We start from the raw sequence: 13,192 nt of genomic DNA, 5'->3' as shown, positions 1-13,192 counted from the left end.
CATTCAAACTTGAGACGTCAACACTTCTAGACGTCCATATGTCTTTACATGTAGCAGTTAATATCGCTAGAATTTGTGTTTCATCCAACCTGGGCATTTTGTTCCCCGTGTTGGCAGCGATTTTAGACCCTAAACTGCTACAGAAGGTGAACAATGGCAGACTGGAATGGCGAGTATATTAACCCTTACGCCGAGCACGGTAAAAAGAAAGAGCAGGTAAAGAAAATCACCGTCTCTATCCCGCTAAAAGTGCTTAAAATCCTGACCGACGAACGTACCCGTCGCCAGGTCAACAATCTACGCCATGCCACCAACAGTGAATTGCTTTGCGAAGCATTTCTGCATGCCTACACCGGACAGCCACTGCCAACGGACGACGATATTCGCAAAGATAAAAGCGATAGTGTGCCAGCGGAAGTTAAGCGCATTATGAAGGAATTAGGCATCGAGTTTAACGAAGAAGAGTATTGATTTCGTTAACTTCTCGAAAAGATTCAAACAAAAAAACCAGCCAATCGGCTGGTTTTTTTATTCAGATAAAGCAGCAATTATGCTTCTTTATCTGCCATGTAGTTTTCCGGCATTTCAATACGTGCAACACCTGACTCCACCGCGGCTTCAGCAACGGCTTTCGCAACGCGTGGCAAAAGGCGCGGATCCATTGGTTTTGGAATGATGTATTCCTTACCAAACTCCAGCTTATCAACACGTGCAGCTTTCAGAACACCTTCCGGTACCGGCTCTTTCGCCAGTGCACGGATAGCTTCTACCGCCGCCAGTTTCATTTCATCGTTGATACGGCTGGCACGAACATCCAGCGCGCCGCGGAAAATGAATGGGAAGCAAAGCACGTTGTTGACCTGATTCGGGTAGTCTGAACGACCCGTCCCCATAATCAGGTCATCACGCACTTCGTGTGCCAGTTCTGGTTTGATTTCCGGGTCAGGGTTTGAACACGCAAACACGATTGGCTTGTCCGCCATCAGCTTCAGCGCTTCCGGTGGCAAAAGGTCTGGGCCGGATACACCAAGGAAAATGTCCGCGCCTTCAATCACGTCTTCCAGCGTGCGCTTGTCCGTGTTGTTGGCGAACAGTTGCTTGTATTCGTTGATGTCATCACGACGGGTGTGAATCACGCCTTTGCGGTCCAGCATGTAAATTTTCTCACGCTGCGCGCCGCATTTGATCAGCAGTTCCATGCACGCCACTGCAGCAGCACCTGCGCCAAGGCAAATGATGACCGACTCTTTGATGTCTTTGCCCTGAAGCTCAAGCGCATTCAGCATACCTGCGGCAGTCACAATCGCGGTACCGTGTTGGTCATCGTGGAATACTGGTACATGACAGCGCTCGATGAGCTGCTTTTCAATCTCAAAGCAGTCTGGCGCTTTGATATCTTCCAGGTTAATACCACCGAAAGTGTCGGAGATGTTCGCGACGGTGTCGACGAACTCTTCGATAGTGCGGTGTTTCACTTCGATGTCGATAGAATCGAGACCAGCGAAGCGTTTGAACAGCAGTGCTTTACCTTCCATCACCGGCTTTGATGCCAGCGGGCCAAGGTTACCCAGACCGAGGATCGCGGTGCCGTTTGAGATCACTGCAACCATGTTGCCCTTTGCAGTGTATTTATAAACGTTGTCGGCATCTTGTGCGATTTCGCGGACGGGTTCAGCAACACCTGGGCTGTACGCCAGCGCCAGATCTTCTACCGTATCAGCGGGTTTGGAGAGTTCTACGGAGATTTTGCCCGGCACTGGAAATTCATGATAATCCAGCGCCTGTTGGCGTTTGTCTTCAGACATGTATTGTTCCTGACTGTAATTGTTATTGGCTAAATATAATAAGGGGCCCTCTGCCTGCCCCATTATCTTGCTGACTGCCTTCCCGCAAGCTGGGCATTACAATCAACAAGTGGCGGAATTTGCGCATTCCCATGTTTATCCGGGTTGCATCTTCCCGCTCATTGCCTGTATCTCCACACAGGCAACGACTTATTCCTCAATTGAGTTTAGCGGACTCAAATAAAAGACAAGTGTCGTCATTTCTTATGACACTTTCAGGTCATTGGGCGGAAGATAAAGGAATTTAAAATGTTAACGCAGCGCGAAAGCCAGAGCTAGTAAGGATTGAACCAAGTTGGCAAAACTCGCTTGGATAAACTGTAATAGTCTACCTATACTGAAGGGTGTAAAAGGTCTTACAAGCTGTATCAGGCAACAAAAAAAGGGTGCTTACGCACCCTTTTTTATTAAATTCGCAATTACTTGCTGCTAAGAACGCCGAAACGTTTCTTGAAGCGGTCAACACGACCACCAGTGTCAACTACACGCTGAGTACCGGTGTAGAATGGGTGACACTTGTCACATACGTCCAGGTTGATGTCTTTACCCAGAGTCGTTTTGAATTCAAAAGTGTTGCCACATGAACATTTTGCAGTTACTGCAGCGTATTCTGGATGGATACCAGCTTTCATAGGGATTACCTCTTATCTAAGGCCGTGTCGCTCTCCCGAGCCTATCGGGCACCACACGTCGTTAACAAACTGTTTGTAAGGCGCGGATTCTAATCAAGGTGACCTGCGATCGCAACTTTTTTGTTCAATTCATTTCCATGCACTTTCAATGGGCAGGGCCAAAGAATCTTCACCCTGTGCTTTTCGCCCGCCAGCAGCATGGGTACACTGTCGCCAACCTTATTTGAATTCCAAGACCTTATCGCACAATGACCCCGACGATTGCTCAGGTGGCGCTGCCCGTTCCGCTTCATAAAACCTTCGACTATCGCATTGCCAATGAAATGCCGGTTGTGGGTGGTCGCGTGCGTGTCCCGTTTGGTAAGCAATATAAAGTAGGCATTGTCGTCACATTGACCGACACCTCTGAATTTCCGCTCGAACAAATCAAACCCATCAATGCGGTTTTGGATAGCACCCCGCTATGGACGCCCTCTTTATATAAGGTATTGAACTGGGCAAGCCGCTACTACCAGTATCCATTAGGTGATGCACTGGCGACTGTCATGCCGGGTGCGCTGCGGAAAGGCAAACCAGCAGTCAAAGACCGTGAAAAGTGCTGGCAACTGACCGAAGCCGGGAAAGAGCAGCCATTGTCTGCCCTCACCCGCGCGCCAAAGCAAGCTCGCGTTCTCACCTTATTACGCCAGAGTGCGATGACACACGGCGATCTGCTGGAAGAAGAGTTAAGCGCCACCATTCTCAAAACGGTGGAAGAAAAAGGCTGGATTGAAGCGGTAAAAGAGCAGCGCGCAAAGCCTTGGCAACAAAGCTATGAAGTCGTGGAAGACAAGCCAAGGCTCAACAGCGAGCAGGCGATGGCGGTTGCCACTATCAATGCCAATCCGGAATTTGCCTGCTATTTAATAGAAGGCGTCACCGGGTCAGGGAAAACAGAGGTCTACTTAAACCTTTTGGAGCCTGTGCTAAAAAGAGGGCAGCAAGCACTCATTCTGGTACCCGAAATTGGCTTGACGCCGCAAACCATCAACCGTTTCAAACGCCGCTTCAATGTACCTGTCGTGGTGATGCATTCCGGGCTCAATGATACCGAGCGCTTGAACGCCTGGTTGGCAGCCCGCGACAATGAAGCTGCCATTATTATCGGTACCCGTTCCGCCCTGTTTTCGCCGTGTAAATCACTCGGTATTATCGTTGTCGATGAAGAGCATGATGCGTCTTATAAACAGCAGGACTCCTTCCGTTATCACGCCCGCGATCTGGCCGTCATGCGTGGGCATGAAGAGAATGTGCCCGTAGTACTCGGCTCCGCCACACCTTGTCTTGAAAGCCTGCACAACGCCAAAACTGGCAAATACCATCATCTGACTTTATCTGTGCGTGCAGGTAATGCACTCAAAACCCAAAACGGGGTGTTGGATATTCGCGGCCTTTATTTAGAAGCAGGACTTTCCGCCCCTTTGATTGCTGAGATGCGAAAGCACCTTTCTCAAGGCAATCAAGTGATGTTGTTCCTGAACCGCCGCGGCTATGCTCCGGCATTGATGTGCCATGAATGCGGCTGGCTGGCAGAATGTAAACGCTGCGACGCCTATTACACCCTGCACCAGAGCAGCAACGAACTTCGCTGTCACCATTGCGGATCGCAGCGCCCTATTCCGCACCAATGTGGAAGTTGTGGCTCAACGCAATTGATCAGTGTCGGTGTGGGCACCGAGCAGTTGGAAGCCCAGTTGGAAACCCTGTTTCCGGAATACAAAACCATCCGAATCGACCGTGATAACACACGTCGTAAAGGCGCGCTCGAAGCCTATCTCAATGCCATTCACAACAAGGAATACCAAATCCTGATTGGCACCCAAATGCTGGCGAAAGGCCATCACTTTCCTGATGTCACTTTGGTGGCTTTGGTGGATGTGGACAGCGCGCTTTTCAGTAACGATTTCCGTGCACCGGAACGTCTGGCACAGCTGTTTGTTCAGGTAGCAGGACGTGCAGGACGCGCCAGCAAACCCGGGTATGTATTACTCCAAACCCATCACCCGGATCATGCTCTGCTGCAGTCACTCATCCACAAAGGCTACGACAGCTTTGCTGCCGAGGCATTGAATGAGCGGAAAATGGCGCATCTGCCGCCATATAGCTATTTCGCCTTACTCCGCGCCGAATCCCACCACAGCGGAGAAGTGGAGCAGTTTCTGCATCAGGCGAGAACTGTCTTGGATGCATCACCAATCCCGGAAGATGAATGCGCAGTCATGGGGCCTGCTCCAGCTCCATTGCACCGCAGAGCAGGGCGTTTTCGCTGGCAATTGGTTTTCCAAGCGCCTAACCGCAAGATTTTACAGCAAAGATTAACCATGGCACTGCCGGCGATTCGCCAGTTGCCGCTGTCAAAAAAAGTCCGCTGGTCACTCGATATCGAACCGCAAGATATGAGCTGAATGCAATTTCATTCACTTAAACCGACCGAGATCACGGTATTCTTGCAATTACTGTTAACATGACCATGTTTAATACATCTCCATAGGATTAAGATAGGGCGTGTGGACAAAAATTGTCCCGTTGCTGAAGGTCCCGGTCATCTGGGAAGCATCGCCAATCATAACGAGAAAGAGGAATTACACTATGGCGACAATGAAGGATGTTGCCCATCTGGCTGGCGTCTCTACGGCGACGGTTTCTCGCGCGCTGATGAACCCGGAAAAAGTCTCGGCGTCTACCCGAAAGAAAGTTGAGCAAGCGGTAATGGAAGCGGGCTACAGCCCCAATTCGCTGGCAAGAAACTTACGTCGCAATGAATCAAAAACCATCGTGGCTATCGTGCCCGATATCTGTGATCCCTACTTTACAGAGATCATCCGCGGTATCGAGGAAGCGGCGATGGAGCACGGCTATCTCGTGCTGCTAGGTGACAGCGGTCAACAGGAAAGCCGCGAAAGTTCGTTCGTTAACCTGGTCTTCACCAAGCAAGCTGACGGTATGCTCCTTTTAGGTACTGATCTTCCCTTTGACGTCAGCAAGCCGGAGCAGAAGAACCTGCCTCCACTGGTCATGGCCTGTGAATACGCGCCTGAACTGGAACTGCCTACCGTTCACATCGATAACCTGACTGCAGCGTTTGAAGCGGTGAACTACCTGACTCAGGTCGGCCACAAGCAGATCGCGCAGATCACCGGCGATCCTGATGCTGCGCTCACCCAGTTCCGTGTACAGGGTTACCAACAGGCGCTGCGCCGTGGTGGCGTGACCATCAATCCTGCCTACACAGTGACCGGTGATTTCACCTTTGCAGCAGGCGCACGTGCAATGACCACCTTGCTTTCTCTGCCAACCCCACCGACCGCAGTGTTCTGTCACTCAGATGTGATGGCGATTGGTGCTATGCAGCAAGCAAAACGACTGGGTTTCCGCGTGCCGCATGACATTTCGATTGTCGGCTTTGATGACATCCAGTTCGCAGAATACTGTGACCCGGCCCTGACCACGGTTTCCCAGCCACGCTACGACATTGGCCGCCAAGCGATGTTAATGCTGCTGAAAATCCTCAAAGGCAATGATGTGCAAGCAGGTTCACGCCTTCTTGATGCTCAGCTCGTTATCCGCGAGAGTGTGGCACCACCATCACGCTAATCTGGTCAGACTGGTACTGGCGCGCAAGTTCGCGAGCCAGTACCATATAGCCTTTATAGAGCAGAAAAGACACGAAAATCAGTGGCAACCAGAGATTATGTCAAACGTGGCAAAGCACCACGTAAACCAACCCGAAACACCAAGAAGCAGCCTCCTAAACCTGCTTTCCCTTTCAAATGGGCTTTTCTCGCTCTGATCTTGGTGGCAGGCTTTGGCTATGGTCTCTATTACCTTTCCACCAGTGAACCTCCCGCAGAGCCTGTTGTTGAAACCAAACCAGCGAAGCCAACTGTCAAACCTCAGAAGAAAGACGAGAAAGTGATCCCGCCAAAACCTGAGGAGAAGTGGAGCTACATTGAAGAGCTGGAAAACAAAGAAGTGAAAGTCGAGGCCAGCGAGCCAGAACTTTCCAGCCGCCCTTATTTGATGCAATGCGGCGCTTACCGCAGTGCGAGTCAAGCAGACGAGCGCAAAGCCATGATTGCTTTCCAGGGTCTCGAAAGCCATATCAAAACCAGTCAGGGTGAAAAAGGCCTCTGGTACCGTGTGGTACTTGGCCCTTACCCAATGAAGCGTGAAGCAGAGCGCGATCGCAACCTACTTCGCCGTGCTGGCATCGAGCCTTGCGCTATCTGGTATTGGAACTGATTTCCCCAAGCCTGAACTGATTCTGAACACTTATACCCAAGCAACCTGAAGATGCTTTCATTCAGAGGTCATCAATGCGTTCAATTCAAGGCAAATTTCGCGAGGAATAGTCATTCTATTTCCGTGGAATTTAACAAAGAAGTGGGCGCATTGAGGGCCTCCCTTCGGGCGAGTTGACTGCCATCGCGCTCTTTGTTGTCCCTTTTTGATGGAGATGACTACACCTGCAAAGGGACGCCACGATCACAACGCCAGTCAATCTCGCTGAATCCTGCATCTTCAGTTTGTTTGGGTATCAAGGGTAAAGCCATAATCTCGATGGCTTTACCCTTGAATTTATTTATCCCCGTCCCCACCTCTGCAGTAACAACCCATACTGGTAATAACCAGAGAGAAAAGTAGAGGTTCTTCCGTGACAACTATCGTTTCTGTTCGCCGCAACGGCAAAGTAGTGATCGCCGGTGATGGCCAGGTGTCACTGGGTAATACGGTCATGAAGGGCAATGCCCGTAAAGTTCGTCGTTTGTACAACAACAAGGTACTGGCAGGTTTTGCCGGTGGTACGGCTGACGCATTCACTCTGTTCGAACGTTTCGAGCGCAAACTGGAAATGCATCAGGGTCACCTGACCAAAGCAGCAGTAGAGCTCGCCAAAGACTGGCGTACTGACCGCGCACTGCGACGCCTTGAAGCCTTGCTGGCAGTCGCAGACGAAACAGCGTCGCTGATCATCACAGGTAACGGTGATGTAGTTCAGCCAGAACACGATCTAATTGCGATTGGTTCAGGCGGTAACTTCGCGCAGGCAGCAGCCACTGCACTGCTTGAAAATACTGAGCTGGATGCGCGCGAAATCGCTGAAAAGTCGCTGACCATCGCGGGTGACATCTGTGTGTTCACCAACCAGCACCACACCGTTGAAGAACTCGATTATTAAGACAGGATCTAAAGCATGTCTGAAATGACCCCACGTGAAATCGTTTCCGAGCTTGACCGACACATTATCGGTCAGGACAAAGCTAAGCGCGCCGTTGCTATCGCACTTCGTAACCGCTGGCGTCGCATGCAGCTCAATGAAGATCTGCGTGTAGAAGTGACCCCGAAAAACATTCTGATGATTGGCCCAACCGGTGTTGGTAAAACCGAAATTGCTCGCCGTCTGGCCAAACTGGCTAATGCGCCGTTCATCAAAGTAGAAGCCACCAAGTTCACCGAAGTGGGCTATGTGGGTAAGGAAGTTGAAACCATCATCCGTGATCTGACGGATGTGGCGATCAAGATGACCCACCAGCAAGCGATGGAAAAAGTAAAATTCCGCGCGGAAGAGCTGGCAGAAGAGCGCATTCTCGATGTACTTCTTCCACCGCCACGTGACGCTTGGGGCCAGAATGAAGAGCCAAAAGCTGACTCGGCAACCCGCCAAAGCTTCCGTAAGAAAATCCGTGAAGGCCAGCTGGACGATAAAGAAATAGAGATCGATCTGGCGGCTCCACAGATGAGCATGGAAATCATGGCGCCTCCTGGTATGGAAGAAATGACCAACCAGCTGCAGAGCATGTTCCAAAACCTGGGTGGTGGCACCACAGCGAAAAAGCGCAAGATGAAGTTGAAAGACGCGCTTAAAGCCGCAACCGAAGAGGAAGCGGCGAAGCTGGTCAATCAGGAAGAGCTGAAAGATCAGGCCATCGCGTCAGTGGAAAACAACGGTATCGTATTCATCGACGAAATCGACAAAATTTGTAAACGCGGTGAAAGTTCAGGTCCAGACGTTTCCCGTGAAGGTGTGCAACGTGACCTGCTGCCACTCGTTGAAGGCAGTACCGTCTCTACCAAGCACGGCATGGTGAAAACTGACCACATCCTGTTCATCGCGTCGGGCGCATTCCAGGTAGCGTCTCCGTCAGATCTGATCCCGGAGCTTCAGGGCCGTCTGCCAATCCGCGTTGAGCTGGAAGCGCTGACTGCATCTGACTTTAAACGTATCCTGACTGAACCTAATGCTTCCCTGACGGCGCAATATTCAGCACTGATGGGTACCGAAGAAGTGAACCTGACCTTCACCGAAGATGGTATTGAAGAGATCGCAAACGCTGCATGGCGTGTGAACGAGAAAACCGAGAACATCGGTGCCCGTCGTCTGCACACTGTGATGGAGCGTCTGGTGGACGAAATCTCCTTCGACGCGAGCGAGCGTGGCGGTGAGTCTTTCGAAATCAACTCAGAATACGTGCGCAGCCACCTTGAAGAGCTGGTCGACGACGAAGATCTGAGCCGCTTCATCCTGTAATTGTTCAGGTAAAGTTACTCAAAGGGCAGCATATCGCTGCCCTTTCTCGTATCTGGAGACACCACATCCGGGATTAGCATTGCCCACTGCGACAAAAACACCAATAATGTGACCTGCTTTAAATCATTCAATGCCAAGGCGATATGTCCGCATCTACTTTCAAAACCTGGCTCGACGCCGCCCGTCCGAAAACCCTGCCACTGGCGATAGCCTGCATTCTGTGTGGCAGTGCTGTGGCAGCGCAGACCTCGCAGTTTTCCATCACCCTCACGGTATTGGCACTGGTGACCGCGCTGCTTCTGCAGATCCTCTCGAACCTTGCCAACGATTACGGTGATGCCATCAAAGGCACAGATAATGATGACCGTCTTGGTCCTAAACGTGCGATTCAGCAAGGTCTTGTTACACCAGCCACGATGAAAAAGGCCATGATTCTAAACGTGGTCCTGACTATCGTCGTAGGCGGGGCACTGGTGTTGACGGCATTCGACAAAACTGCTGACATCCTCAGTTTTATCGGCCTTGGCGCGCTCGCGATTGTCGCAGCTATTTGCTACACCGTGGGGAACAAACCCTATGGCTACAAAGGATTGGGCGACCTGTCGGTACTGATTTTCTTTGGCTGGCTCGGCGTGGCTGGTACCTATTATTTGCAAGCAGGCACGTTAAATTCCGTCGTTCTGCTGCCTGCCACGGCGTGTGGTTTATTGGCCGTCGGCGTACTGAACATCAACAATCTGCGCGACATTGATAATGACCGCGCCTGCGGCAAACACACATTGGTAGTCCGAATGGGGCCACGATGGAGCCGCGCCTATCATCAAGTGTTGCTCATTGCTGCTTTCGCGAGCTTTGCCCTCTTTTCACTGCTTCAACCTGTGGGTTGGTCAGGTTGGCTGTTCCTGTTAGCACTGCCATTGGCAGCAAAACACGGTATTGCCGTTTGGCAATCGCCGGATGGCGAAACCCTTCGTCCGATGATGGGCGATATTGTAAAAGTCGCACTGCTAACTAACGCCTTGTTTGCGGCAGGCATCTTAATTAGTTGATACAGTGACAAAGGTGATGACAAACGGCCTGATGAATTGTGCCGTGAGTCATTGCAAAGCCTTAGCTTGTCGTATACTTTTTTGCTGAGGGTGACGCGAAACCCAATCTTGGCGCCACAACGATTCAGCTCCAATTGCCTAAGAGAAGTCTGACTATGGAATACAATACCTCCGAACTGTGTGACATGTACCTGGATCAGGTTGATGTTCTTGAACCGATGATGAGTTCATACGGTGGCCGCAGCTCTTTTGGTGGTCAGGTAACTACCATCAAGTGCTTTGAAGACAATGGACTGATTCGTGAAGTGGCCGAGCAGGACGGCGAAGGCCGTGTGATGCTGGTAGACGGTGGCGGCTCACTGCGCCGTGCATTGGTTGATGCAGACATTGCCGCCATGGCTGCTGACAACAACTGGGAAGGTATTGTGGTGTATGGTTGTGTACGCGATGTCGATACCATTGACGAGCTGGATATCGGTATTCAGGCGCTGGCATCTATTCCGGTGGGAGCAGACAGCCAAAGTATTGGTGAAGTGGATGTGCCAGTGAATTTCGGTGGCGTGACTTTCTTGCCGGAAGACCACCTATATGCAGATACCACAGGCGTTATCCTTTCTCAGGAAGCCATTGATATCGAGTAATTCGCTGCTTCCTGCAGAGAGAAAAACAGAGCCTTAAAGCTCTGTTTTTGTTTTGGCTTATTCGACTTCTTCGATTTTACCAAGCAGGCTGCGAATGCGTTGTTGCCATGCTTCGTGATCAGCCTTCAGGCGAGCATTTTCCTGCTCCAGCGCTTCACGGCCTTCACGAATCGAGTTTGATTCAGTGCTCAGTGTTTCGTTCTTCTCTTTCAGTTCTTCGATTTCCATCTGCAGCAGAGAAATTGTGTCTACTGCCATCTGAACCTTGGCTTCAAGCTGCTCTAAAATTTCCAATGACATCAAGGCCACCTATGTGTTCCAACTTATCAATTCTCTCGCCAAGGCTCGCCATCTCTGGTTTCACGCCTTGTGCGTCCCAAAGAGCTATTCTAACTGCCCATGACATGTGTCGCACCTTCGGATTTCCAATTTCGGTCACAAGCGGACAAAAAATCACCATTTATGCGAATTCCTAACCCTTTGATTCTTTATGATTATGCTCTGCCACTCACAAGAATGACTAAAAATGCGATCGCAAGCAATTTCTATTCACTAAACCCGTGTTAGGGTAATGGCGATCGTATCTCTCTTGGATTACTCCAAGACTTGCCGAACTCGGCCGGGCTGACACTTTGCTGTCAGCCTTTTTCTTTTCTGGGAATCTCACCGCCTTCTTTCTCATTTCTAAGCATCCAATGCGCGAAAACGCTCACCAAACGAACAAACAATGAGCGAACGCACATTTTGCTTGCCCGCCACTTTCCGAAAACTGTTTCGCCGATAAAGTAATGATGCCAGGCTCCGGTAATGGTCCCGGACGATAAACGCTATGATTTAAGAAAACAGCGAGGAGATTTCATGAGCACCGAACCGAAATATATTGTCGCCCTCGATCAGGGAACCACCAGCTCAAGAGCCGTTATCCTTGACCACGATGCCAATATCGTGACGGTCGCCCAACGCGAATTCACCCAAATCTACCCTGAGTCCGGCTGGGTTGAGCATGACCCGTTGGAAATCTTCGCCACCCAGACCTCAACACTGGTAGAGGCCATGGGCAAAGTGGGAATACGCTCCGATGAGATCGCTGCTATTGGTATTACCAACCAGCGTGAGACCACCATCGTCTGGAACCGCCACACCGGAAAGCCGATTTACAATGCCATTGTCTGGCAATGCCGCCGCACCGCACCGATTTGTGAGCAGCTTAAAGCCGACGGCTACGAAGAGTACATTCGTGACAACACTGGTTTGGTGGTAGACCCGTATTTCTCCGGCACCAAAATTAAATGGATTCTCGACCATGTCGATGGCGCGCATGAGCTCGCAAAAAACGGCGACCTGATGTTCGGCACTGTCGATACATGGCTGATTTGGAAGATGACTCAAGGACGCGTCCACGTCACTGACTACACCAACGCCAGCCGAACCATGCTGTTTAATATTAACTCGCTCGAGTGGGACGAAACCCTGCTCAAAGCGCTCGATATTCCGCTTTCCATGATGCCGGAAGTGAAGTCTTCTTCTGAAGTCTATGGTCAGGCTAACCTCGGCGGCAAAGGCGGCACCCGCGTACCGATCGCCGGGATCGCAGGGGATCAGCAAGCCGCCCTGTTCGGTCAGATGTGTGTGGAAGCCGGTCAGGCGAAAAATACCTATGGCACTGGCTGTTTCCTTCTGATGAACACCGGCAAAGAGAAAGTCACCTCTCACAATGGTTTGCTGACGACGTTGGCCTGTGGGCCGAAAGGCGAAGTGGCTTATGCGCTGGAAGGTGCCGTGTTTATGGGCGGCGCATCCATCCAATGGCTACGTGATGAAATGAAGCTCATTACCGACGCCAGCGATTCTGAATACTTCGCCACTAAGGTAGACACCAGCAATGGCGTTTATGTGGTACCCGCCTTTACCGGTTTGGGTGCACCACATTGGGACCCGTACGCGCGTGGTGCCATCGTTGGCCTGACGCGGGGTGTGAATTCCAACCACATCATCCGAGCGACTCTGGAAAGTGTTGCCTACCAGTCTCTCGATGTACTGACCGCGATGGAAGCAGATTCCGGTATTAAACTTGATTTTCTGAAAGTCGATGGTGGCGCGGTAGCAAATAACTTCCTGATGCAGTTCCAGTCTGACGTTTTGAACACTGAAGTGCAGCGCCCGAAAGTGACGGAAGTCACCGCACTTGGTTCGGCCTACCTCGCTGGTCTCGCGGTGGGTTTCTGGGGCTCGATTGATGAACTGAAAGACAAAGCCCAGATTGACCGCGTGTTTACGCCTTGCGCAGACGACGGCAAACGCGAGCGCCGCCATAGCGGCTGGCAGCGCGCCGTGGAATGCGCCAAAGGCTGGGAGCAACACTAACCTATTGTTGACGCGCCTTTCCAACGGAGGGGCGCGCCTTCGTCTCAAAAACGCAAACGTTTCCTTTTTCCTTATGGTAGAATCCGCGCCGAGA

12 protein-coding genes are annotated in these 13,192 nt (G+C 51.1%); 9 read left to right on the top strand and 3 right to left on the bottom strand.

The window, feature by feature from the left end; translation table 11 throughout:
- Positions 1–153 precede the first annotated feature (153 nt).
- A complete protein-coding gene (metJ, locus tag GCE9029_RS22135) occupies positions 154–471 on the top strand; it encodes a met regulon transcriptional regulator MetJ (protein WP_002535253.1) in 318 nt (105 codons plus the stop codon).
- A gap of 77 nt (positions 472–548) precedes the next feature.
- Here the strand turns inward: metJ and GCE9029_RS22130 are convergent, their stop codons facing one another.
- Together GCE9029_RS22130 and rpmE are read right to left on the bottom strand one after the other, a co-directional pair.
- On the bottom strand, positions 549–1,805 hold the full coding sequence (locus tag GCE9029_RS22130) for a malic enzyme-like NAD(P)-binding protein (RefSeq protein WP_062666988.1): 1,257 nt from the start codon (positions 1,803–1,805) through the stop codon (positions 549–551).
- Positions 1,806–2,263: 458 nt separating this feature from the next.
- The gene (rpmE, locus tag GCE9029_RS22125; RefSeq protein WP_002535255.1) at positions 2,264–2,476 is read right to left on the bottom strand and encodes a 50S ribosomal protein L31; all 213 of its coding nucleotides are present in this window, start codon (positions 2,474–2,476) and stop codon (positions 2,264–2,266) included.
- A gap of 248 nt (positions 2,477–2,724) precedes the next feature.
- On the opposite strand from rpmE, the gene priA reads away from it, so the two are divergent.
- The 7 genes from priA (at position 2,725) to rraA (ending at position 10,734) form a co-directional block, all read left to right on the top strand.
- The gene (gene priA / locus GCE9029_RS22120; protein ID WP_062666986.1) at positions 2,725–4,920 is read left to right on the top strand and encodes a primosomal protein N'; all 2,196 of its coding nucleotides are present in this window, start codon (positions 2,725–2,727) and stop codon (positions 4,918–4,920) included.
- Positions 4,921–5,080: 160 nt separating this feature from the next.
- Positions 5,081–6,109 (top strand): DNA-binding transcriptional regulator CytR, encoded by a 1,029-nt coding sequence (cytR, locus tag GCE9029_RS22115; RefSeq protein WP_255350073.1) that lies wholly within the window; start codon positions 5,081–5,083, stop codon positions 6,107–6,109.
- Positions 6,110–6,190: 81 nt separating this feature from the next.
- Entirely contained in the window at positions 6,191–6,757 is a 567-nt protein-coding gene (locus GCE9029_RS22110) for an SPOR domain-containing protein (RefSeq protein ID WP_062666983.1), read from the top strand.
- Positions 6,758–7,169: 412 nt separating this feature from the next.
- On the top strand, positions 7,170–7,694 hold the full coding sequence (gene hslV / locus GCE9029_RS22105; protein ID WP_002535260.1) for an ATP-dependent protease subunit HslV: 525 nt from the start codon (positions 7,170–7,172) through the stop codon (positions 7,692–7,694).
- Positions 7,695–7,709: 15 nt separating this feature from the next.
- Positions 7,710–9,044: an ATP-dependent protease ATPase subunit HslU gene (gene hslU / locus GCE9029_RS22100; RefSeq protein ID WP_002535261.1), complete on the top strand. Its 1,335-nt coding sequence runs from the start codon at positions 7,710–7,712 to the stop codon at positions 9,042–9,044.
- Between the two features lie 143 nt (positions 9,045–9,187).
- Entirely contained in the window at positions 9,188–10,093 is a 906-nt protein-coding gene (locus GCE9029_RS22095) for a 1,4-dihydroxy-2-naphthoate polyprenyltransferase (RefSeq protein WP_062666981.1), read from the top strand.
- 155 nt (positions 10,094–10,248) lie between these two features.
- Positions 10,249–10,734, top strand: coding sequence for a ribonuclease E activity regulator RraA (rraA, locus tag GCE9029_RS22090; protein WP_002535263.1), 486 nt, complete (start codon positions 10,249–10,251; stop codon positions 10,732–10,734).
- Positions 10,735–10,791: 57 nt separating this feature from the next.
- Here the strand turns inward: rraA and zapB are convergent, their stop codons facing one another.
- Complete coding sequence (gene zapB / locus GCE9029_RS22085) at positions 10,792–11,034, bottom strand: cell division protein ZapB (protein WP_062666979.1); 243 nt, start codon at positions 11,032–11,034, stop codon at positions 10,792–10,794.
- A gap of 558 nt (positions 11,035–11,592) precedes the next feature.
- Between zapB and glpK the strand changes: the two genes are divergently transcribed.
- The gene (gene glpK / locus GCE9029_RS22075; RefSeq protein ID WP_062666975.1) at positions 11,593–13,098 is read left to right on the top strand and encodes a glycerol kinase GlpK; all 1,506 of its coding nucleotides are present in this window, start codon (positions 11,593–11,595) and stop codon (positions 13,096–13,098) included.
- Positions 13,099–13,192: the final 94 nt, after the last annotated feature.

It is taken from the genome of Grimontia celer (assembly GCF_900055185.1).
Lineage (GTDB): Bacteria > Pseudomonadota > Gammaproteobacteria > Enterobacterales > Vibrionaceae > Enterovibrio > Enterovibrio celer.
The sequence above is the reverse complement of the archived record's forward strand: the minus strand, read 5'-3'. Positions and strand labels throughout refer to the sequence as shown.